The sequence below is a fragment of the Listeria aquatica genome, assembly GCF_014223975.1.
GTDB lineage: Bacteria > Bacillota > Bacilli > Lactobacillales > Listeriaceae > Listeria > Listeria aquatica.
Window position 1 is genome coordinate 162,875 of sequence record NZ_JAARRM010000002.1, and the last position, 23,592, is coordinate 186,466.

19 protein-coding genes are annotated in these 23,592 nt (G+C 37.3%); 6 read left to right on the forward strand and 13 right to left on the reverse strand.

The window, feature by feature from the left end; translation table 11 throughout:
- Positions 1 to 4: 4 nt before the first annotated feature.
- From HB912_RS06620 to HB912_RS06650, 7 genes are all read right to left on the reverse strand, one after another.
- Entirely contained in the window at positions 5 to 1,249 is a 1,245-nt protein-coding gene (locus HB912_RS06620) for a glycosyltransferase (protein ID WP_185373155.1), read from the reverse strand.
- A complete protein-coding gene (locus HB912_RS06625; RefSeq protein ID WP_185373157.1) occupies positions 1,200 to 2,444 on the reverse strand; it encodes a glycosyltransferase family 4 protein in 1,245 nt (414 codons plus the stop codon). Before HB912_RS06625 ends, HB912_RS06620 begins: the two co-directional genes overlap by 50 nt.
- 40 nt (positions 2,445 to 2,484) lie before the next feature.
- Positions 2,485 to 3,765, reverse strand: a complete 1,281-nt coding sequence (locus HB912_RS06630; protein ID WP_185373159.1) for a nucleotide sugar dehydrogenase — start codon at positions 3,763 to 3,765, stop codon at positions 2,485 to 2,487.
- Positions 3,766 to 3,787: 22 nt separating this feature from the next.
- Positions 3,788 to 4,279, reverse strand: a complete 492-nt coding sequence (locus HB912_RS06635; RefSeq protein ID WP_185373160.1) for a DUF4352 domain-containing protein — start codon at positions 4,277 to 4,279, stop codon at positions 3,788 to 3,790.
- 71 nt (positions 4,280 to 4,350) lie between these two features.
- A complete protein-coding gene (locus HB912_RS06640) occupies positions 4,351 to 7,077 on the reverse strand; it encodes an immunoglobulin-like domain-containing protein (RefSeq protein WP_185373162.1) in 2,727 nt (908 codons plus the stop codon).
- 383 nt (positions 7,078 to 7,460) lie between these two features.
- The gene (locus HB912_RS06645; protein WP_185373164.1) at positions 7,461 to 10,886 is read right to left on the reverse strand and encodes a SpaA isopeptide-forming pilin-related protein; all 3,426 of its coding nucleotides are present in this window, start codon (positions 10,884 to 10,886) and stop codon (positions 7,461 to 7,463) included.
- A 152-nt stretch (positions 10,887 to 11,038) separates the two neighbouring features.
- The gene (locus tag HB912_RS06650) at positions 11,039 to 11,749 is read right to left on the reverse strand and encodes a Crp/Fnr family transcriptional regulator (RefSeq protein WP_185373165.1); all 711 of its coding nucleotides are present in this window, start codon (positions 11,747 to 11,749) and stop codon (positions 11,039 to 11,041) included.
- Between the two features lie 201 nt (positions 11,750 to 11,950).
- On the opposite strand from HB912_RS06650, the gene HB912_RS06655 reads away from it, so the two are divergent.
- Together HB912_RS06655 and HB912_RS06660 are read left to right on the forward strand one after the other, a co-directional pair.
- The gene (locus tag HB912_RS06655; RefSeq protein WP_185373167.1) at positions 11,951 to 13,405 is read left to right on the forward strand and encodes a helix-turn-helix domain-containing protein; all 1,455 of its coding nucleotides are present in this window, start codon (positions 11,951 to 11,953) and stop codon (positions 13,403 to 13,405) included.
- Positions 13,402 to 13,779, forward strand: a complete 378-nt coding sequence (locus tag HB912_RS06660) for a hypothetical protein (protein ID WP_185373169.1) — start codon at positions 13,402 to 13,404, stop codon at positions 13,777 to 13,779. Before HB912_RS06655 ends, HB912_RS06660 begins: the two co-directional genes overlap by 4 nt.
- Positions 13,780 to 13,867: 88 nt before the next feature.
- Here the strand turns inward: HB912_RS06660 and HB912_RS06665 are convergent, their stop codons facing one another.
- Both HB912_RS06665 and HB912_RS06670 read right to left on the reverse strand, forming a co-directional pair.
- Positions 13,868 to 15,088, reverse strand: coding sequence for an ABC transporter permease (locus tag HB912_RS06665; protein WP_185373171.1), 1,221 nt, complete (start codon positions 15,086 to 15,088; stop codon positions 13,868 to 13,870).
- On the reverse strand, positions 15,075 to 15,824 hold the full coding sequence (locus HB912_RS06670) for an ABC transporter ATP-binding protein (RefSeq protein WP_036071163.1): 750 nt from the start codon (positions 15,822 to 15,824) through the stop codon (positions 15,075 to 15,077). Before HB912_RS06670 ends, HB912_RS06665 begins: the two co-directional genes overlap by 14 nt.
- 162 nt (positions 15,825 to 15,986) lie before the next feature.
- On the opposite strand from HB912_RS06670, the gene HB912_RS06675 reads away from it, so the two are divergent.
- From HB912_RS06675 to HB912_RS06690, 4 genes are all read left to right on the forward strand, one after another.
- The gene (locus tag HB912_RS06675; RefSeq protein ID WP_185373173.1) at positions 15,987 to 16,415 is read left to right on the forward strand and encodes an HIT domain-containing protein; all 429 of its coding nucleotides are present in this window, start codon (positions 15,987 to 15,989) and stop codon (positions 16,413 to 16,415) included.
- A 60-nt stretch (positions 16,416 to 16,475) separates the two neighbouring features.
- On the forward strand, positions 16,476 to 16,835 hold the full coding sequence (locus tag HB912_RS06680; protein WP_185373793.1) for a YtxH domain-containing protein: 360 nt from the start codon (positions 16,476 to 16,478) through the stop codon (positions 16,833 to 16,835).
- A 177-nt stretch (positions 16,836 to 17,012) separates the two neighbouring features.
- Positions 17,013 to 17,552 (forward strand): DUF3267 domain-containing protein, encoded by a 540-nt coding sequence (locus tag HB912_RS06685; protein WP_185373175.1) that lies wholly within the window; start codon positions 17,013 to 17,015, stop codon positions 17,550 to 17,552.
- Between the two features lie 136 nt (positions 17,553 to 17,688).
- The gene (locus tag HB912_RS06690; protein ID WP_185373794.1) at positions 17,689 to 18,564 is read left to right on the forward strand and encodes a peptidylprolyl isomerase; all 876 of its coding nucleotides are present in this window, start codon (positions 17,689 to 17,691) and stop codon (positions 18,562 to 18,564) included.
- Between the two features lie 508 nt (positions 18,565 to 19,072).
- Here HB912_RS06690 and HB912_RS06695 read toward each other — a convergent pair.
- The 4 genes from HB912_RS06695 to yhaM all read right to left on the reverse strand — a co-directional run bounded on the left by HB912_RS06695 (position 19,073) and on the right by yhaM (position 23,588).
- On the reverse strand, positions 19,073 to 19,522 hold the full coding sequence (locus HB912_RS06695; RefSeq protein ID WP_185373176.1) for a VOC family protein: 450 nt from the start codon (positions 19,520 to 19,522) through the stop codon (positions 19,073 to 19,075).
- A gap of 113 nt (positions 19,523 to 19,635) precedes the next feature.
- Positions 19,636 to 21,132, reverse strand: a complete 1,497-nt coding sequence (gene xylB / locus HB912_RS06700; protein ID WP_185373178.1) for a xylulokinase — start codon at positions 21,130 to 21,132, stop codon at positions 19,636 to 19,638.
- A gap of 31 nt (positions 21,133 to 21,163) precedes the next feature.
- Positions 21,164 to 22,477: a xylose isomerase gene (gene xylA, locus HB912_RS06705; RefSeq protein ID WP_185373180.1), complete on the reverse strand. Its 1,314-nt coding sequence runs from the start codon at positions 22,475 to 22,477 to the stop codon at positions 21,164 to 21,166.
- Positions 22,478 to 22,640: 163 nt separating this feature from the next.
- Positions 22,641 to 23,588: a 3'-5' exoribonuclease YhaM gene (gene yhaM, locus HB912_RS06710; protein WP_185373182.1), complete on the reverse strand. Its 948-nt coding sequence runs from the start codon at positions 23,586 to 23,588 to the stop codon at positions 22,641 to 22,643.
- Positions 23,589 to 23,592: the final 4 nt, after the last annotated feature.

The following is a 23,592-nucleotide window of genomic DNA, read 5'->3' on the forward strand; positions in this document are numbered from 1 at the left end:
TTTCTCACTCCTTCACTAATCCTTGGTAAATTTGCAGAAACCGCTCTTGCTCTTTCTCCCAAGAATAATGATTTCGGACTCTTAAGGCATTTTGGCTCATTTCATCGCGAAGTTCAGGGTGATCCAGCATTTCGTTAATTCCTTCCGCGATGGAAGTAACATTATCCGATTGGACAACGATTCCAATTTTTTCTTTCATAACAACTTTTCTAATCTCTGGAAAAGAACAAGCCACGACAGGCACCCCTGCCATCATGTATTCAAATAGCTTATTTGAAGCGGCAGAAAAATGATTAAAACAAGTGTTATTTAGCAATTGAATCCCAAGATACGCACTTTTCGTATAACGTGGAAGCTCTGTTACAGGTACCTTGGGCAAAAATTTAATTCGCTTTTGCAATTCAAGTTTCTTCGTTTGTTCCTTTAACTCATTTTTAAGCCTACCATCTCCAAGAAAAACAACGACACCGCGTTTAATCAATGGAACAGCATCAATTAACTTTTCTAATCCCCGTCCGCTCTGCAGACCACCTTGATAAAGTAAAATCGGCTCACTTTTATCAATATTTAATTTTTCATGTAGATCATAAGGAACTGTGGATTCATCGGATAAAAAAGGATAGTTATATATAACAGAAGGATAAAATCCGTAAACCCGTCGAATAAATTTAGCTCTTGTATGATTTTCATGAATACACTCATCCACGAATCGTAACAACCATTTTTCAGCTATTCCATAATAAGCCGCGTTATAACCTGTTCGCCTCAAATTCACTTCATGTGAGTCAAAAATAAGTGGCTTTCTTTTCAGCCATTTTGCACAAATAACTGCTTGAAAAAGCGTATTTAAGTCATTCGCATGATAAATATCCGTCTGAGTGATGGCTCCCCAATAAGTCATTTCTAAAATCTGAATAAGCTTCTTCAACAAACTCCCACATTTTGTTTGATAGATAAGAAACCAAGCCATGACAAGAATTATTCCTATGATAGGCCAGAAAAGGGCTACAATTCCCCAGCCAAAAAGAATGAGTAACTTCGTCCAAAAATTTCTTGGTGCTGGCCAGTCAAAACGGATTCGACGTACATAAAAATAATCAAGTGGCTTCTCTAACTTGTTTTGATTGCCTCTTAAAGCAATCAAAACTACCTGATATCCAGCATTATGGAGGGCTGTACATTCTCGTAAAACACGTGCATCATTTGTAAACTCGTTCCAAACAAACATCGTGACTTTTTTCTTCATCATCGTCTCCAACTACAAATTTATTCAATAATGACTGATTCAATTCCCAACTGAAATGTTTTTCAGCATACGCCCTGCCATTTTCTCCATGGTAAAAACGTATTTCTGGATGACTTGCCCACTCAAGCAACACCTTTTTAATCGCCATAATTTGTTTTTCTTCAAACACAATACCAGCACGAGCCTGTTCAATGATTTTTTTAGAATATCCAGAAGCAATGCCAATAATAGGAAGCGCTGAGCCCATGTAGTCAATAATTTTACCTGGGATTACCGTATGCAAAATGGGGATGTTTTCTAAACCCACATATGCGATATCAGCACTTTTCAAATGTTCAATGATTTTTTGCCTCGGCTCAGGGGAACGTATTTCAATGTTCCAAAGTCTCTCATCATTAATTCGTTTTCGGATTCGAGCATAATCTGCACCGTATCCAATCATTTGAAATCGAATATGGGGATGATCCTGCAAACTCTTAGCAAGTAAAATAAAACTATCCAAATCCTGTGCAGCTCCCATGTTTCCTACATAAACGATTTTGAAAAACTCCTTAGTGTTAAATATTCTTTTGGAATAAAATTCTTTTGGCATCAGTGCATTAGGTGAAAAAAGGATTTCTTTACTCTCGCCCACCTTTTCTCGTATAAAGGGAATAAATCCTTCGCTATTGACAATAATTCTATCTGCCTTTTGATAAATAACTCTTTCTATCCAGTAACTTGATCGTCGAGCAATTGTAGCAATAAAGTGATTAAATATTTGCATTGACTCTGGCCATAAGTCACGAACATCTAGGACCAATTCCGCTTTAAATTTTCTTTTGGCAAAAAGCGCAACTAACGGGATCGAAAGAGGTGGTGTTGTAGCAAGAACAATGTCAAAATTTTGCTTTTCCCTTCGAATAGCAAGTAACAATTTAATAAATACTTCTAAATAAAGTAAAAAACGAAAAAATAAATTCTTTTCCGTTGCATATCTACGTGTTTTTACCCGCTTAATTATAAATCCAGTCGATGAAGAAGAAGTTCTAAATTTATCTTTGGAATAAATGGCCCTTTGCGGATATTGCGGTTCTGTCGTAAACACAGTTACAGCTTCAGCTTCATTTAAAATTTCACAAATCCGTTCCATCCGATTGGCCGCACTTCCAATTTCCGGAGCAAAATTCTGCGTTATCACCAAAACTTTCTTTTTCATCTCGTTTCTCTGCTCCTTCACAATTTTGCCTCAAGAAATGCTACAAAGCATGGGCCCCTTTTTTATTTAATTCCGATATGTTTCCCAAGTTGTAATAATTAGGATTCTCGGCAAGTTGTGTTGCAATATTTTTTGTATCAAGAATTATTGCTTCAGAAGCTACCGTATCGAAGTCTTCTACTGTTAAATTTTTAAATTCATTGTGATCTGCTAAAATTAATACAAAATTAGCTTGGTCAATCGTTTGTTGGAAATCTTTACTTGCAAAATCAACCTGGACATGAGGATCGAAGGCAACAACTTGATAATTTGTATGAAAAGCAAGTTGGTCGAAAATCTCCACTGCCGGACTTTCTCGTATATCATCAATATTTCCTTTGTATGTTAGCCCTAGAACAGCAATTTTAGGATTAGTGATGTCTTGGACAGTTTCTTCCACTTTTTGAACGATAAAACTTGGCATTTGCGAGTTAATTGCACGAGCCGCTTGTATCAAAGGGGTTTTTTCTGGTGCTTTTTCAATAATGAAATAGGGATCCACTGCTAAACAATGCCCCCCAACACCTGGACCTGGCGAATGTAGATTTACACGTGGATGCTTATTGGCTAATTCAATAACTTCCAGTGCATCAATATCAAGTTCATCACAAACCTTAACGAGTTCATTAGCTAGCGCAATATTAACATCGCGATACGTATTTTCCATCAACTTCGACATTTCTGCAACAGAAGCTGTCGTTTCTAAGAGTTCACCTTGCACAAATGTTTTGTATACTTTTTTCCCTGCCTCTGTACAAGCTTCTGTAATTCCCCCGATAATTCGATTATTATAAATCAATTCATGCATCACTTGTCCTGGCAAAACCCGTTCTGGGCAATGTACGAGAAAAACATCTTTCCCTACTGTAAATCCACTTGCTTCTACCATCGGACAGATATGATCCATCATGGAACGCGGGGCAATGGTTGACTCAATAATGATCGTGTTTCCTTTTTCAAGAGCCGGAAGCACCGATGTCACTGCACTCTTCACATAATCTAAATTGCAAGATTTATAAGCATCCTCATGATTAGGAGTTGGAACAGAGATAATAAATGCATCAGCGGGTTCTATTTCTTTTCCAGCATGAAACTTTCCACTCCTAAGCGCCTTATCTAATTCTTCTTGTAGCCCTGGTTCTTCAATGTGAATTTGTCCACTGGTCAATTTATTTATAACCGAATCATTGACATCCACGCCGCATACTTGCTGTCCATGATTCGCAAACATAAGTGCAGTGGGTAAGCCAATATAGCCTAACCCGACAACTGTAATTTTCAATGTATATCCTTCTTTCCCGCATTTATTTAGCTTCTGGAATCACAATATCCCATTCTGCCAATTCTTTTTTCTCTGGCGTATAGGATAATTTAGCATTTTTTATACTCTTAGGTATTTCAAATGAAACTTTCCCCTCTAATGTTTTTCCTGGTTGAAAAGCATCTCCGAAGGTACTTCCATTAGCCGATACCTTATAAGTTTTATCCTTTGCCTTCATAGTAAAGTCATAAGCCCCTACCCCAACTTCTGCAACATCATTATTTGTAAATTTCATTTCTAGTGTGACAAGATTCTTATCACCTTTACCATTTTCGGTCGTCTTAACATTTACTATTTTCATATCAATCTTATTTACCGTTTTTGTAACATACATTTCTTCTTTAGATGTTTTTGCCGTTTCTGTTTTGTCACTTTTACTATCTGGCTGACTATTTGAAGTAGAACTACATCCCGTTGCTACAATCATCACAATAACAGCAACTAGCATACTTAAAAAAACTTTTCTTGTTTTCATTTTTCAAATTCACCTTATTCTTCATAGTAATATAAAGGACTGCTTGACTTGACAGTCCTTTATATCAATTTTTATTTGGTAAGAACGACATTTGCTTGTGCAAACACCGTGTTAGAATCATCCATACCGATAACTTCTACTTTACTAGCTTCCGTAATCCCTTTGTCCTTTGCGTAGTAACGGAAAGTGCCATCCGCATTTACTACTGTAAATGAAGCAAGTGTTGTGCCATCCACTTTAAGTCCAACACGTTTCACGTTGCCAGTTACTTTACCTGTAATATAGCTAGTTCCCACTTTATAGCTATCTGGCGTAATGGTTCCTGTCAAATCGACAACTTTTACCGTTGCCCGACTCAACTCTTCGCCTCTTGCACTTAGACCAATAACCTCTACCTGACTCCCTGCTTTAATATTTTTGTCATTAACAAAGTAGCTGTATGTGCCATCACTTTTAACAAGAGTTAGTGCATTCGGATAAGCTTTACCATCAACTGATATGGTCACTTTGGTTACATCTCCAGTGGCTGTACCCGTCACATAGTAGTCTCCTACGTTAAACGTGTCAGCTGAAATTGTACCAGATGCACTAGTAATCGGAACTGCATCGCGATCTAATTCTTCATAATTAGAACTATAACCAATCACTTCTACTTTACTATCTGCAGTTAAATTTAAACCGCCCACATAGTATTTAAAAGTTCCATCCGGATTTACCATGACAATCGACGTTTTTTCTACTCCATCAACGGAAATACGTACCTTCGCTACATCTCCCGTACTTGTTCCCGTGATATAGCTACTTCCAACTTTATATTCATCTGCTGTAATGGTTCCCGAACCAGCAACAAGTTGGACAGGTTTACGATCTAATTCCACGCCATTTTTACTTAACCCGACAAGTTCAACATTTTGATCGATACTTGTCACCACATCGCGTGCATAATAATTAATTTTTCCATCTTTCACAGGAATGGTTTTTCCTGTATAAACACCATCAACATATAACTGAACTTTCGTAATGGTACCTGTATAAGTTCCTGTAATGTAGGAATCCGTTCCTACTTTGAAAGTATTTGGACTCAGAACGCCACCGCTTTTAATCAAATTAACTTTAGCGCGATCGAGCTCTTTTCCATTAATGTCATAAGCAACGACTTCTACATTTTGATTCGTATCTAAAATCTTCGTTGACCCTACATAAAGACTGTATGGGCTTGAAGTTGGGAATTTTTGACCAGACATTTTACCATCGATCATGATGACAAGTTTATAAACATCTCCCGTATAAGTTCCTGTCACAGTCCAGTCTTCACCAATGATGAAATCATCTGCTGTAACTGTTCCTTTAAGAACCCGATCGTAATAAACTGTAATGTCTTTATCGCCTGTTCCCATCGTTCCAGTCAAACTCTCTGAAGATGAGTTATACGTATAATCTGTAATGGTTTCCTTAGGAACGCTGTAGCTATCTCCTTCTTTTACAGTAGCTGTATAATCAGCATGAATTTGCTTGCCCGTTTCTTTATCGACATAGTGTGCGGTTAACTTATGCTCAGCAATAGTTTTTGTATAGTAAAGTGTAATTTCTTTGTCGACGCTTCCCATTGTTCCAGCTAAGCTATCTGAAGAAGAATCATACGTATAATCTGCAATAGTTTCTTTAGGCGCAGTATAAGCATCTCCTTCTTTAACATTAGCTACATAATCTGTATGAACTGTTTCACCAGTGTCTTTATCCACATAATGAACTGTCAATTTATGATTTTCTTTTTTATTATAATAAAGCGTTACTTCACGATCTTGCATACCCATTGTTCCAGTCAACGGATCTGAAGAAGAGTCATACGTATAATCCGCAATTTCATCATTAGGAATAGAATACGTACTTCCTTCAGTCACATTAACAGAATAATCATCTTTTAATTTTTGACCTGTCTTTTTATCGACATAATGAGCAGTTACCTTGTGTTGCTGAGGCAATTCATTGATTCCAATTAGAAAATCATGTGCTCCCGTGTAATGTCCAGTTGAGCCTGTGAATCCCCAGTAAACTTCATTCGATCCAAAAGTTTTATTTGGGTCAATTACGTAAGAATTACTTACACCATTAAATGTATAAGTAAACTTATGATTTGTTGCATCCCAGTGAATGCTAAGTTTCTTCCACGAGCCATCTGCGATTTGCTCTGTCATATAACTGACTGCATTATGTGGCTGAGCTTCAAGTTTTCCAAGATTTTGCGGAGTCACAAAAGCGGTATGACCATATGTGTTTTCAATTAAATTCTGATCATACGCATCAAGGTTCGAATTATTAAAGAATGAATCATATTCAAAAGATAAAGCGTTTTGAATATATGAACCATCCCAAGAATAAGCTCCGAGCGCTTGTCCATCATCTCCAAGTGCAGTTATCCCTCTGCTGTCGTTGTGCATTGTGAAGGTAATTCCATCTGCAAACTTCGAATTTGGATCCGTTTTACCAAAATACAAGTAAGCTCCAAGTGTAAAGTCTTTAGATAAATTCAGTTTATAGTTTGCAAATATGGATCCTGCTTGATAATACCCTGTAGCGAGGCTAACCGCTTTCCCATCGCTACTAATTGATGCATTTCCATTACCTGGTTCAAAAGTCTTTGTTAAATCTTCAATTTCTTCTGGTGGAGCTGGTACATCAGAGGTTGATGTATCTGCTGCTTTTGCTTTTTGCTCCCACGGTCCAGCAACATTTAAGACAGGCGCAACCGTCAGAAAAGCAATAAATAAAGAAATAATACCCTTTTTCAACAATTTCATTTCTATCAGTACTCCTTTAACTTCTTATATTGGGAAAGACATCGGTCCTCCACCATAGTTCCATATATTCTCTATTTTTATGCAAATGATATATAGGTTTGTCTTCATCATCTATCTTTACTACACGATCTGAAGTTTGGATCACCTCCTTCAAAAAACTATTTGGTAAGATTAATTATAAGTCGGTAACCTCTTAAAAGCAGTTCATTTTTTTTGTTAAAATTTTTAAAAACAAGTACCTCAAGTACTGGCTATTTAAAAGTCATTTCCGAAGTTCATCTATTTTTTAAATAAAAAAGATAGCTTGATCAACTGAGCGTTTCCACTCGTTTTCAAGCTATCTTTCACTTAATTAAATCTATTTTTTTCTTTTAGAGCGCTTATTATTTGCTTTGACGTCTTCTTTTCAAAGTACTTACGCAAAGTCCTGCTACTAGTAGAAGCCCAGCAAATAAGAACATCGGGTCATTTGTATCGCCTGTATGCGGAAGCGCTCCTTTGTTACTTTTAGTATCTTTGGGATCATTAGGGTCTTTGGGATCTTTCGGATCAGGTGGGATCACAGTTGGGATCTCATGTGTCTGAATGGTGTCATCTGTTCCAAAATCGAAATTTCCTCGGTTCGGAATTCCCCCTTGTTTAATAAAAGCAATGATTTGTTTATCTGTCGCATCTGGCTTGATTTTTGTAGTAATCGTCATCGTGTAGGTATGACCAGCAAGAAAAGCGTAGCTGCCATCTTTTTTAGCTATTTTAAAGACTATATGATTGCCGTCTTTTGTCAATACACCTTCATTTGTTACATCTTTGCCATTTTCATCCACTACTTTAATCGCTTCGATGTCAAGAATTGGATTAACATCGTCTTTGATCGCGGCCCGTTTCCAGTTTGCCGTATCATTTCCAAACGAAGTAGCAATGTGCCAATCAAATGATTCATCTTTATTTTTCAAGGTATATTGCTGTTCACCTTCAACATCTTTATGAATCGATGGGGCTACTTTGACCTCATTCTTAGCTACTATTTGTACTGGTTCTGCTTGTGTATTCGTAATCGTAAATTTGTGTGGGGTATTATCCAGTACATAACCTTTAGGTGCTTTTGTTTCTACAAATTGATAGTCTCCTGGAGCTAAATCTTTTACTAGAAGTTTTCCATTATCATCTGTTTTAAGTTTTGCTTGTATCGTTTTCCCACTATTATCTTGTAATTCAAACTCTGCATCTGCTAACGTTTTACTACTATCAGCAGAATCTACTTTCGTAAGTTCCACATCACCAGGTTGTTGCGTATTTTCGATCACTACACTAACAGCCTCAGTTTGCGTATTTGTAATTGTAAATTTATGCGGTGTACTGTCAAGGACATAGCCAACTGGCGCTTTCGTTTCTACAAATTGATAGTCGCCTGGCTCTAAATCTTCTACCGCAATTTGACCCGTTTCATTCGTCACCAAACCAGTTTGCAAGGTTGTTCCTGCACGGTCTTGCAGACTGAATTCTGCACCTGCTAACGCTTTTGTTACATCATCTTTATCTACTTTTGTCAAAACGACATCGCCGGGTTGTTGTGTGTTTTTCGCTACCACTTGCACTGGCTCTGTTTGCGTATTAACAATAGTAAATTTGTGTGGGGTAGTATCCAGCACATAACCTGTTGGTGCTTTTGTTTCCACAAATTGATAATCACCAGCTTTTAAATCTTTCACCGAAATTTCACCAGCAGCATTTGTTACAAGGCCTTTTTCAATAGTTTTTCCAGTAGCATCTTGCAAACTAAATTCTGCACTTTCTAAACTCTTACTCGAATCCTTTGAGTCCACTTTTTTCAAAACAACATCCCCAGTACGTTCAGTGTTTTCAGCCGTCACTTGAACTGCACTCGTTTGCGTATTTGTAATGGTGAAATCAATTGGGGTAGTATCTAACACATAACCTGTCGGTGCTTTTGTTTCTACAAATTGATAGTCTCCTGGAGCTAAATCTTTTACTGTAAGCTGACCTATTTCATTTGTTTTCAGATCTGATTGAATAGTGATTCCCATACTATTTTTCAAACTGAACTCTGCACCTGCTAAAGTTTTCGAAGTGTCTGCTTTATCCACTTTTGTTAGAACTACATCTCCTGGTTGCTGTGTGTTTTTAGCTGTTACTTTGACAGCTTCCGTTTGAGTATTTGTAATCGTAAACTCATGAGGAGTGGCATCTAATACATAACCTGTTGGCGCTTTTGTTTCTACAAATTGATAATTTCCAGGTGCCAGATCTTTTACTGTAAGTTGTCCATTTGCATCTGTCGTTAAACCTGTTTGAACAACTGCTCCTGTACTATCCTGCAAACTAAATTCTGCACCTGACAATGTTTTGGTCGCATCATCTTTATCTACTTTTGTTAAAACTACATCTCCTGGTTGTTGCGTATTCTCAATCATTATTTGAGTGGCACTTGTTTGCGTATTTGTAATCGTAAATTTGTGCGGGGTAGCATCTAACACATAACCTGGTAATGTTTTAGTTTCAACAAATTGATAATTTCCTGGTTCCAAGTCTTGGACTGTGATTTGTCCGCTTTCATTCGTAACAAGGCCAGTTTGCAGGTCAACCCCCGCGGCATTTTGCAAGCTAAATTCCACGCCTGAAAGCGTTTTGCTATTGTCAGCAGAATCTACTTTTGTTAAAGTAACATCTCCCGGTTGTTGCGTATTAGTTGCACTTACTTCAAGTGGTACAGCTGTGTTATCTGAAGTAATGGTAAATGGAATAGGCGTAGCATCTAATACATAGCCAATTGGTGCTTTCGTTTCAACAAATTGATAATCTCCAAAAGGCAACCCATCTACAGAAATTTGTCCATTTGCATCCGTTGTCAGTCCTGATTTTATAACAGTTCCAGAATTGTCTTGAATGCTAAACTCAGCACCTGAAAGCTTTTGTGAACTATCCTTTGCATCAGTTTTCGTAAGCACAACCGAACCTGTTGTCACATAATCAAAGGAAACGATTTGAAATTGTTGTAAGTTGTATTTATTCCCTGTTGAGGCTGAAACGATAAAGGCTAGTGAATTTTCACTGTTCCATTCAGTAATGTTTTTCGACCAAGTCTTTCCTTCATAAGTGACAGTCATTGTTCTTGTATCGCCATCATAAGAAAACTGAATGTCTTTGAATTGATTGCTTGTCGGTTGTTCAATTACAGAAGCAGGGGCATCTGCTCCTTCATAAGTATGTGCAATACCACTATTGTCATTGTAAACAAAACCACCAAATGAAGGAGTACTTGTATCAGGTGGAATTGGTGTGGCAAATTTGTCAGGATCTTTAACGTAATTTGATCCACCTTCAAAATTATAATGCGAATCAGCTTTCCAACCAAATCCACCAGTTAATCCTCCTACACCAAGCGCTCCTCCGTTTGTTCCAATATCCGATGTATTACCTGAATGAAAAGCAAAACCAATACCATCGGCCCCACCTTGAATGTTCGATTTATCTCCCAAGTTAATTTTACCTGTTAACGTGAAATCTTTTGTAGTATCAATTTTTTTCTGTAGTGCAAAATTCCCACTTTGATTTCTCACATTTTCCGTTAGAGTTATAATTCCTGAGCTTTGTTCATAAGTTGCCGATCCATTCAGTTCAAAATAATCTAAAAAGTTGTCCGCCGTTACATGAATATTACCATCGCTAGGGTCCGCTGCTTGAACTTTTTCTGGACCCAATCCTAAGTTAGAAAACAGGTTTGCTAATACTATTAAAAGAGCTAATCCCCCTGTTGAAATTCTTCTTATTTCTTTCTTCAAAACTTTCATTTCCAATCTCCTCTCCAAATAAAACCAACACCTTTATGAAATCTCTAAGAAAGCTTTTAACACATTGACATCATCATGAAAAACTAACTTATCAACGCTCAATTTCAAGTATGACAAAATAAAATGCCACATAAAAGAACCAAAAAATATAACTAGTTTGTGTTTTTTTGCACTTTTTGACGATTTTGTGTCGAATTACTAAAAGGACTTTCCTCCATCCACTTTTTTATGTTAACCTTCCAGATAGTTGTTTTTGTTTCGATAAGCCCTTTTTTCGAAAATCCTTGTAAATTTCGTGATACTGCGACAACACTTGCATTAGCAAAACTGGCCAATGTCTTTATTTTTAACCATGCAGGAAGAACATAAATAGTTTCTTCTGCTTCTTCCATTTTGTGTCCATATAAATTTTCGAATATCATTTCGATGGCATAAAATAGTCGATTTTCAAGTTTTTCCGTTTCTAATATAAGCCTATTTTTCATCGCTTGTTCTTCACTGGATAAAATGGTTGCAAGAAAGTGAGAAAATAGTTGGTCTTCTTCAAGTTGAAGCGAGAACTCATCAAGGGAAAATTCCACATACTCGATATTTTCTAGTGCTTCAAGATAAAATCGTTCATCATTTAAAATAGTCGAATAGACAAAAGCATCTTTACTGTATAATTGACAAATGACATCTCGATGCCTATTATTATATCGAAGTGCTAAGGTACCTTTTTTGATGAGAAGTACTTTTCCTTGATTACTGCAGATCCTACCTCCTTTCCTTTCTCTTTGTATCGGTGACGAAAAATGCCTCCTTATGTGCGACACTAGCAGATCATCTGTTTCGACAAAGCTTTGAAACTCTAAAAAATCCATGCCTATCCATCCTTTATTTTAATTTTTTACATTTGATGATAAAAACTAAAAACATAAAAAATTAATTATCTCTAATGCAAATCATACAAGACAGAATCGGAAAAAGCAGTTCATTTTTTTTCAAAAAATCTCGAAAAAAATGGACATGTGAACAATAAACAGTCGAAATATTTTTGACTAGTGATGCAGGAGGAATATTTTGTGAATATCTACCAATTCTTGGATCATTCAGAACAACAAAAGACGTATCTGTTAAGGTTTCTAGAAAGCCATCATGCGGAGTACCTTCCTTCACAGAAGATTATGGATTTTTTATCCATTTCGAACTTCAAACTACAGCGATTAATTGATGAAATCAACGAAGACTTTCAAGAACATCCTGAGACGAAAAAGTTGCAAATAAAGATAGAAAATAAACATTTCATTTACTGTCCTAATTTAACTGAAAAAGATATTTCTTATCTCAAACTTGCTTATTTAGAGAAATCCTATCTTTTCCTTTTACTACAGGAGCTTATGATTCAGCCAACAAGCATTTATAGCTTTTCCGATAACTTTTATATCAGTAAAACGAAGGCTTACAATGTACAGCAAGAATTGATTCAAATTTTGGCTGCATTTAATTTGACAATAAAAGGTGGGAAATTAGTTGGTGATGAAATTATCATTCGTAATCTTTTATACAATATCTACTATAATTTTTATCACGGTATAAAAGAGCCTCTTATTGAGCATATGGATGATAGGGCAAAGCAATATTTTTCAAAATTAAAAACCGAATTATCTTCCAATTTACCCGTCACACAACGCTTGAAAATTTTTTTCTTCCTATTTGTGAATTTTTTCCGAATCCAAGCAGAAGAACCCTTAGTTGACTTTATTTCATCGGAAACAGTTCTTGTTTCTGAAACGGTTCCCGAAGAAACCATTAATAATTTCTTCACTCTGTTTGATTTGTCTGATGAAAGTTCTTTTCAAGAAGTTAATTATGCAAACCTGTTCTTTTACGCTGAAAAAATGACGGATCAGCTGCCAGCAGAACTTCCACATGCAAACTTAAAAAAAGTAAAAAAAAATACTACTCAACTAATGAAGCACTTTAATTCCTTTTTTAACGATAAATATCAAGTCCAACTTGAAAAGCATTACTTTGCAAAAACAGAGACAGAAATTTACCGAATTAACCTGAAATGGGAAATCTTCCCTACTCCTGTTAATTCTTTTATCTCTGAAAATCAACTTTCCTACTTTTCAGAGGTTTACCCTGAGTACTATCAATTCCTGACCAATTACTTTGAAAAAAACATCAAAACCATAGACTTGATCAATAAAATTGCATTAATGTATGATTATCTGTTTGCATTTATCATCTCCTTTCCAATTGGGGAAATCAGCTCAAAAATTTATATCTGCGTTGACTTTTCTAGGGGAGCAAACTATTCAGAGTATATCAAGAACAATGTTCTACGTTTCAAATCAATGAATATCATCATTCAAACCACTCTTACTGAAGATACTCAATTATTTATTTCTGACTTCTTAATGCCTAATTTACAGTGTGAGACAGTTGTATGGAAAGAGCCGCCATCTCATGCAGATTGGCAGCTTCTAGGTGACTTGCTTGTTAAAATCCGAAGGAGTAGTGAAGTTAAATGAAGAAGACCTATTTATTGCTTGGGTTTATTTTGATCGGCGGTGGTTCTTCCTTTCTTTTAGCTGATCAAGTTCATGATCAGTATAAAAAAATAACCCATCGAGAGGATCCAATTGTTATCAATTCCAATTCTGCAACACTTGAATACGGATCGGATACTGACAAATTTTCGGAAAAGCAGAATGTTTATGTTCCTGAAAAAAAGAAAACGGAAAGCTCGGAAAAGAAAAATCTTTCTCAGCTTGAATATGAGCTGTATGCAATTAAAGAAGCTCGAATAGAGCCAGCACCTCTAAAGGGTGCTACAGAACTAGGTCTTTTCCTTAAAAGTATTAGTGGGACCATTTTATTTGGGGCTTCTTACGGAGATGCTTAATATATGGTTTTTAACCAAACAAAAGACGCTGGTAGATTGATTTTTCAAATCTGCCAGCATCTTTTGTTGTAAGAAAAAATCAAGATTTTTATTGATAAATTCTTTTTACGCGAAATGGAATATATAAAAATGAAAAAGCAATAACAAAAACTAGGTTTATTCCGAGAATCGCAAGCCCACCGATTGAACCGTTTTGTGCAATGCCAACGATACCAAACAGTAGCGCCTGAAAGACGAGTAGAATTCGAATAAAATGGATAAAGCTTCGGTTTCTAATCGCATCTTGAATCGGATAAAGCTGTAACATCATTTGTCCATCAAAATGCCGTAACATCGGGATAAATTGAAATCCTGTTAAATAGATAAACAAGAGTGAAAAAATAATATTTAAATAAAAACCTTGAACAAAAATTAGCAAAATGAGTGCAATGATAGTGAGCCTTACGTACAACCCAATATATTCATTCGTTCGTACAAAAGTCCGACTAAACAAATAAGCAAAAGTTTTTCTTTTTGCATAAGGAATCGGTTTATAAAGAAAATCAAGATAGCTCCTTCTCCGAACAGTCCCTTTTAGATGGGGGACGTCTGTAAACAAATTTACTAGCCGGTAAAACCGGTTCATTCTTGCCTCTTCTTTATCAACTAGATATTCAAATCGTAGCACTTTTCCTTTAGCTTGCTCGTGAAGTAAATAGTATGAAGCGAATAAAGCAAGCAGAACAACTGGAATTGTCCACAAAAATGAAAATGCGAGCAACAAATATACCATTACAGCTGTTGCAAGAACTCGGAAAAATAGCCACGTGCTATCATTGTTATCTAATTTTGCAGTCTCAAAGCCAACATATACATTCCAAGCTTTGAGGAGAAAAAGCATAATGATAAGTCCGATAAAGCGACCATAAGAGTATCCAGTAACGGCTGTATACATCGGCATTGCGACAAGCAAGACAATGGCAAATACATAGCTTTGCAAAAGTGTAGTGACACGCTTTGCACGTTCAAAATAGCGCAACATCTCAGTTTCTTTCACTGTTAAATAGACCGTATCGGGACGCTTCAAAAGCGACACCATTGAAGCAAAGCAAAGCGACGCGGTTAATAAGACTACCATCAGTGGAATGGCTGGAAAACTAGGCTTGATGTGTTTTACCCAGTCTGCATAGTAAAATATGCCGGCTCCTATACCGATAATCAATACAAAAAGTAAATGATCATTGAACATATAACGGAGATATTTATTTAGTTCATCGGTATACGAACTGAATCTCTTTTTAAAAAGTTCAACACTATCAAATTTCTTCATCTTCAGCTTCTTCTTTCGTCAACTGGATATAAATCTCATCAAGAGATGCTCCGTCCATCCCGAATTGAGCTTGAAGTTCTTCGAGTGTTCCTCGCGCTCTGATTTCACCTTGATGAAGAATGATGAAAGCATCGCAATATTTTTCTGCTGTCGCTAAAATGTGAGTCGACATTAAAATACTTGAACCTTTATCTCGCATTTCACGAATCCAGCCAAGAAGCGACTGAATTCCTAGCGGATCAAGTCCTACAAAAGGTTCATCAATGATATAAAGCTTTGGCTCCACCAAAAAGGCTGACATGATCATCACTTTTTGCTTCATTCCTTTTGAAAAGTGTGCTGGGAACCAATTTAGTTTTTTCTCAAGACGAAATTCTTTTAAAAGTGGCAGCATTCTTGTTTCAAATTCGTCACTCGAAAGGCCATAAGCCATTGCAGTGAGTTCTAAATGCTCGTATAGTGTCAACTCTTCATAAAGGATGGGTGTTTCGGGAATGTAAGAAAACTGCGACCGGTACTCTTCAACGTCATCAGTTAGTTCATGCCCATTAATTCGAATATGTCCTTCCTTTGGCTGCATAAGTCCCGTAATATGTTTAATCGTTGTACTTTTTCCTGCACCGTTTAAGCCAATAAGACCGATAATTTGTTTTTCATCGATATCGAAAGAAATATCTTTTAAGACTGGTCGCTTGGTGTAGCCACCTGTCAAATGTTCTACTTCCAATAAAGGCATTCTGTTACAGCCTCCTTTTTTATTTATAATTAGATTAGTTTAATAATAGCATATTTACGCATAAACTTCTCATAATTATTTATCGCTATTACATGCTTTTCCCATTTTTTTATGGTAAATTAAGAATAGAGGATTCTGAATTAATGAAAGGTGGCGTTCCTAGTGGATGATTGTATTTTCTGTAAGATTGTTCGAGGAGAAATTCCTTCTGAGAAAGTTTATGAAGATGACCAAGTATTAGCTTTTCTTGATTTAAGTCAAGTTACAAAAGGGCATACACTGGTTATTCCAAAAAAACACACGCGTAATGTTTTTGATTTGCCGCCTGAAACCGCTGCAGAACTGTTCCGACGCATTCCGAAAATTGCTAATGCGTTAAAAACTGCCTTTCCACTTGAGGGAATGAATATCTTAAATAACAATGAAGAAATCGCTTCTCAAACGGTTTTTCATTGCCACATCCATCTTATCCCTCGCTACTCAAAAAAAGATGATTTTGGATTGATTTGGAAAGATAATTCAGGCACTTATGATGAAGAGGAATTTAAAAAGCGAGCAGAGGCAATACGCGAGCAGCTTAAATACGCATAAGCTGTCGTTTGTTTCCTTACTTAAATAAAAGTTTGTTATCAATTGAAGGAGCTGGTCATGATGAATAAAAAATCGCTATTTTTAGGTGCTGTTATTGGTGCGGCTGCTGGAGCTGTAACTTCTATCTTATTCGCACCAAAATCTGGTCGAGAACTTCGATCTGATATTGTTGAAAAATCTGGTGAGGCTTCTGTTGTCTTGAAAGAATTAGCTTATAATGCTAATGAATTACTACAGTCCGTTCAAGTTCTTGGGACTGAAGGTTCTACTTTAATCAAGGATGTCTCAAGTGATATCATCGACTCTGTTTCTAAATGGAACGAAGAAATGGAACCCGAAAAAAAACGCTTAAAGGATGAAATCAAGGATATGCAACGAACCATCGCTGATCTTGAAAAAACTTTAAAAAAAGATAAGTAAGTAATTCATTACCTAGTTTCTTGTTCCAATAGAAACTAGGTTTTTTTATTGCCTTCATTCATGATTTGTAAACTATTCTTAGCTCGTGAAAAATATTTTTAAAAAAGGGGTTGAATTCACTAGCTATAGGGACTACAATACTTATACAATCTTGAACGTTATGGGAGGAACGAAGTAATGCGCTGTTTAAAATCTGTGAACACTGTGCGCCGTGATAACTATCATCGCACTATTCTAAAAGGTGTATTAAGTTGGTTTGTTATTCTTTGCCTTTTATTTCTTGTTCACAATTTTCTCGTTCCGGGTAATTTTTCTCTGGAATATAATGGAGTGGCTTTTTTAGCACTTATCTTCATCTATCCGCTTCATAAAGCTCTTTATATCTTGGCTTCATTCAAATATAGGTCTAACATCAGCGTTCAATTCGTTCGTCGATTTTACATTTCACCTTGTATTCAAATCAAAGTGAAGCATATGATGCCAAAAAGAGATTACCTGTTTTCATTACTTTTTCCATTTTTTGCGATTTTATTTCTACTGATTGTTTGGATGATGATGGTTCCAATTTGGAATTCTCCTGTTTTTTTAATTTTAATGGCGGTTCATTTTGGGATTAGCTATCCCGCCTTTGTTCTTGCAAACAATATTAGAAACTTGCCTAAAAGCTGTTTTATTGAAGAAGCGAAACGTGGTTATTCCGTTTTAATTTCTGATTAAGTAGATGGGAATAAAATTAAAAAACTATTAGATTTTTGTTTTCTGCTTATTTTTCCAATATTTTGTGGTATGATATTACTTGGATATAGAGAATTTATTCGATCAACTTAAGGAGTGTGTATGTTTTAAAATGAATATTAAAAAGAAAGCAGCGCTTGGAATCGTTTCTGCGCTTGCAGTTGTTGGACTTACAGCATGTGGAGGTGGCGGAGCTGTCGTTAAAACGGATGACGGCGATGTTACAAAAGACGAATTATATGATGCAATGAAAGATAAGTACGGTAGCCAAACGGTTCAACAGCTTACTTTTGAAAAAGTCCTTGAAAAGAAATACAAGGTTACTGATAAAGCTGTAAATGCGAAGGTTAAAACCTATAAAGATCAATACGGCGATCAATTCGCTAGTGTTCTTGCTCAAAGCGGATTAACAGAAGACAGCTTTAAAGAAAACATCAAGTATAATTTACTAGTTGAAAAAGCGACAGAAGACAATGTTAAAGTAACAGACAAAAAACTTAAAGCTTATTACAAAACATGGAAACCTGATATCACCGTTCGCCATATCTTAGTTGAAAAAGAAGACACAGCTAAAGAAGTTGAGAAAAAACTTAAAGATGGTGCGAAGTTTGAAGATCTAGCTAAAGAATATTCAACTGACACAAGCACAAAAAATAATGGCGGTCTACTTCCTGCCTTCGGTCCAGGAAAAATGGATGCTGCATTTGAAAAAGCTGCTTATGCACTCAAGAAAAAAGGTGACATCAGTGCCCCAGTTAAATCACAATATGGCTACCATGTGATTGAAATGGTAAAACCTGCCGACAAAACGTCATTTGAAAAAGATAAAAAAGCTGTGAAAAAAGCTTATATCGCATCGCAAGTTACACAAGAAAACATGCAAAAAGCATTGAAAAAAGTTTATAAAGATGCAGGCATTAAAGTAGAAGATAAAGACTTGAAAGACGCTTTCAGTCAATATTCTTCAAGTAATAGCTCATCTTCAAGCAAATAATAGACGTTTAAAAAGCCCCAGCTCAAGTGAGCTGGGGCTTTAGACTGTCGAAAATGCCAATTCCTAACCACTGGAGTAGGATTAAACTTTTTGACCACAAAAAAATATCAAAATAACGTCCGAACTATACAGCTAATACTTCATGATTAGGATGAACAGCTGATTATTTGGACGGCGAAAGTCGTAGAACCATTCGTTATACATAAACCTTCATTTCGCGAAAAAATTTTTTCATAGACATGGATAAAGAAACAATGTTGCCATTTGATATTTCTATAAAAGTGATTAAAATTTGATTACCCTGCCTATTGAAAGAAGTTATGATTTTTTCAAGAACAAACGCGTTATTGAATTCATTTAATAACGTGTTTATCTCCCCCAAGTTATATCTATGTTCTGTCATAAGTATCTCTAAAAAAGACTGTTAACAAAGTAGTATTAACTTTGTCAACAGTCTAAAAGAGATTAACTCTCACCATCACTGTTTGCTTATTTCTGCTTGATATCTTCAACCTTCTAATTTCGAATAAGGTTGCGAATGAAGCATCCAACCGATCCCATACTTATCAACAAACTGCCCCATTTTACCACCCCAGAATTGTTCTGCATAAGGCATTCTTACATCTACCGTTCCAGACTCTTGAACCCGCTTAAAAAACGCGTCAGCTTCACGAGCGGCTTGTTCATCTTCACTGTTCACATCGAGCATCAGCCAAATTTGGTTCCCACTAATCGGATCACCTTTAAAATTATCGGAACAAAACAAGTCTGCTCCAAGAATAGTAAAGCTTGCATGGATCGTTGTATCCTCAAGGTGTTCTTTCTTTATCCCAAATGACTCTGCCTGCTCTTCTCCGACAGGTAAGCGCATAATCTTCGTTGCTCCAAAAACCTCTTCATAATAAGCCAAAGCCTCCTTCGCGTTCGCATAGCTCAAATACGGATAAAGTTTTGCCATCTTAGCCCCTCATTTCTTCATTAATGAATTCCTATCCTAGCATAAAGTTATTTTACCCTTTTATCAAAAAAGCAATCAATTGTAGAGACACAACTGATTGCTTCAAAAAAATCTTATAAAGAGCTAAGCAGATCCTTAGACAGCTCTTTTGTAGCCGGATAAACCTCACGATAAAGTTTATAAAAACGTGCATAGCGTTCTACATTTTTAGGACTAGGCGTAAATTTTACTTCTTTGTAATGAACAAAAATCTCACGACAAGCTTCTGCAGAATCGAACCAGCCGCAGCCGACAGCAGCAATCATACATGCACCGACTCCCGGACCCTGTTCCACTTCAAGCTGTACCATCTCTGCATTAAAGACATCCGCTTGAATCTGCATCCAATCCGCATTTTTTGCCCCACCGCCAACACTAATAATCCGTTCAAATCGCTTATTTTTGGCTTGTTCCATCAAAACTTGAGAATCTTTCAAACTAAACGTTATTCCTTCAAGAACAGCTCGGGCAAAGTGCTTTAACTCGTGGTGTGTGTCAATTCCAATAAAACTCCCCCGAATTTCCGAATCAAAATAAGGCGTTCGTTCGCCCACAATATAAGGCGTGAAAAGTAATCCATCGCTCCCTGGCGCTACTTCCCCAACATCACGGAGCAGCTCCTCAAACGTCGCGCCTTTCCCAAATGCTTTTTTAAACCAGTTTAGCGAATTGCCCGCCGCAAGCGTCACACCCATTGAGTAGTTTACTCCAGGAAGTACATGGTTGAAAAAGTGGAGTTTTCCTTGATAATTTGATAGCCCTTGCTCAAAAGAGCTAAAAACACCACTTGTCCCCAAAGAAACAAGCGCCTCTTCATCATTGACAAGTCCTGCTCCAAATGCTGCGCAAGCGTTATCCGCCCCACCAGCAAAAACCTTTACAGCCTGCTTCAACCCAAAACGCTCCCGGTAGCTTTCCTTCAAAACACCTACCTGCTCAAGTGACGAACAAGCAGGTGGTAGTAAAGTCCGATCAATTCCGAATTCATCGCAAATCTCATCAGACCAGTCCGCTTTCCTAACATCAAATAACAACGTTCCAGCAGCATCAGAAAAGTCCGTGTGCCGTTCGCCCGTCAAAACAAAAGCCAAATAATCTTTCGGTAGCATAATATGGCGAACTTTGTTCCAAATCTCTGCCTCATTTTCCTGCAACCACAAGATTTTAGGAAGTGTAAACCCTTCAAGAACACGATTTTTGGTAATTTCAAGAATTTGTTTACCAAATCGCTCCGTAATCTCTTGGCACTGCCTAGTTGTTCGTACGTCGTTCCATAAAATAGCCGGATAAACTGGGCGAAATGCCTCATCTAGCACGACAAGCGAATGCATCTGCCCAGAAAAACTAATCGCTTCAAGTTCTGCTCCAAAGCTCGGCACTTCTCGACTAAGCCTTGTTAGCACTTCCTCACAAGCATCCTTCCAGTATTCCGGATGTTGTTCCGAAAAACCCGGCGCTCGCGAATCGATCTCATATGCGCTAGATGCTTCCGCAACAACGCCTCCTTGCTGATTCATAACAATCCCTTTAAGTGAACTCGTGCCAAGATCAATCCCCAGTACGTATCCCATCTGTCAAACTCCTTTCAAACCTCTGTATCCATCAAACCAAGTAATCGTTCAAGCGCGATTTCACATGCTCAATGTGGCTTGACTTCAACTTAACCCCATCCCCGTGAGTATAAGCATAACGCGTAAGCGACTCCAAGTCTTCCTGGTCTGAAAGAATAGATTTTCCAATCTCCGTCCCGTTCCATTTCGCGTACCGATCCGAAATCAATTCATCAAAGAAACCATCCTCTTTTAATTTTGCTGCTGCCTGAAGCCCGCGTGCAAAAGTATCCATTCCCGCAATATGAGCTAGCAACAAATCTTCCATTTCAAACGAAGAACGGCGTACCTTCGCGTCAAAATTGATTCCGCCAGGAGCAATCCCGCCATTTTCTAAAATTTCATACATCGCAAGCGTCACATCTAACACATTCGTCGGAAACTCATCCGTGTCCCATCCAAGAAGCATATCTCCCTGGTTAGCATCAATCGACCCAAGAGCCCCATATTCACGAGCAACGCGTAATTCATGTTCAAACGTATGCCCTGCAAGTGTCGCGTGATTCGCTTCCAAATTCAGTTTAAAATCACCTTCAAGACCGTAAGTCTTAATGAACGCCATCGTTGTCGCCGCATCAAAGTCATATTGATGTTTCGAAGGTTCTTTTGGTTTTGGCTCAATCAAAAACTGTGGTTTATGACCGATTTTTTCAGCATACCGAATCACCATTTTGAAAAGCCGTGCGATATTGTCTTGTTCAAATTTCATATCTGTATTCAGAAGCGTCTCATAGCCTTCACGACCGCCCCAAAAGACATAGTTCTGTCCGTCTAGCTTCTTAGAAATATCCAAGCCCTTTTTCACTTGTGCAGCCGCATAAGCATAGACTTCTGGGTCATTCGTTGATCCAGCACCGTTATTAAAACGAGGATGAGAAAACATGTTTGCCGTGTTCCACAACAATTTAATTCCCGTTTCATCCATTTTCACCTTTATTAAATCCGTGATTTCATCTAGATTCGCCATGAACTCTTCAATGGAATTCCCAGCTGGTGCAATGTCCACATCATGAAAACAGAAATACTCAACCCCTAATTTTTCAAGAATCTCAAAGAAAGCTTCAACGCGATTTTTGGCTGTTTCCATTTCTGACTTACCGAACCAAGAACGTTCGTTTATTGCCATTCCGAATGGATCACTTCCGTCTTGTGTCATCGTATGCCAGTATGCCACCGCAAACCGTAGATGTTCCTTCATGGTTTTTCCTAAAACGACTTCCTCCGCATTATAATGACGAAATGCAAATGGATTACGTGTCTCTTTCCCTTCAAATTGGATTTTTTCTACTTGTGGAAAATAACTCATGTGCCCACTTCCTCCTTTAAAATCAATTCTTTTTAGTTGGTTGGTTTAACAAACTAACTTATTTACTTTTCTATCATACACGTTCCCGATAAATTTGTAAAGCGCTTCCAATTTGGCGTAAAAAAATACGTGGATACCAAAGTACCCACGCATTTAAATTTCTTCATTCTGTATCAAAACTTGGACGATAGAACGATCTATTTTCAAGACCGAAAATACGCTCTGAAAACTCGCCTGGTTTAGTATGGCGTAATGCCTTATCCATCATATTCATCGTCGCATCCATCAAATCGATTTGATGTAAAATCTCAGCTTCGCGAACAAGTGGTGGTTTAGGACTCCCCCATTCCCCTTTACCATGATGGGCAAGAAGCACATGCTTCAATACCACGACTTCTTCTCCTTCAATTTTCAGCTCTTCAGCCATCTTGCTAACTTCTTCTACGACAATCGAAATATGTCCGATCAAATTACCTTCAAGCGTATAAGAAGTCGAAACTGGACCTGAAAGTTCAATCACTTTACCAAGATCATGCAAAATCACACCGGCATAAAGCAGATCTCGATTCACACTTGGATACTGATCCGCAATAGCTTTGGCCAGTCTTAGCATCGAAACCACATGGAAACTTAATCCAGACACAAATTCGTGATGATGGCGCATCGCCGCTGGATATTCATAAAAATCATCTTGATATTTTTTTATCAGCGAACGCGTAATCCGTTGCAAGTTCGCGTTTTTCATTTCAAAAATGTATTGCGTAATTTCATCTGCGATTTTTTCCTTATCAAGCGGCGCCGTCTCCATCAAATCAGCGGCACTCACATTATCAAGTGGGGTTGCAAGTCGAATTTGTCGAATTTTAAGTTGTTTTCTCCCGCGGTAGTTTTGAATGTCGCCTGCAATATGCACAATTTGTTCAGCCGCATAGGCTGATTCGTCTTCTTCAGAGACATCCCACAATTTTGCTTCAATTTCGCCAGACTTATCTTGCAACATGAGAGTTAAGAATGGCTTTCCATTACTAGCTATTCCTTTTGTACTTGATTTAATCAATAAGAATAAGTCTACACTCTCACCAACATCGTGGAGCAACAATTTTTTATCCATTTTA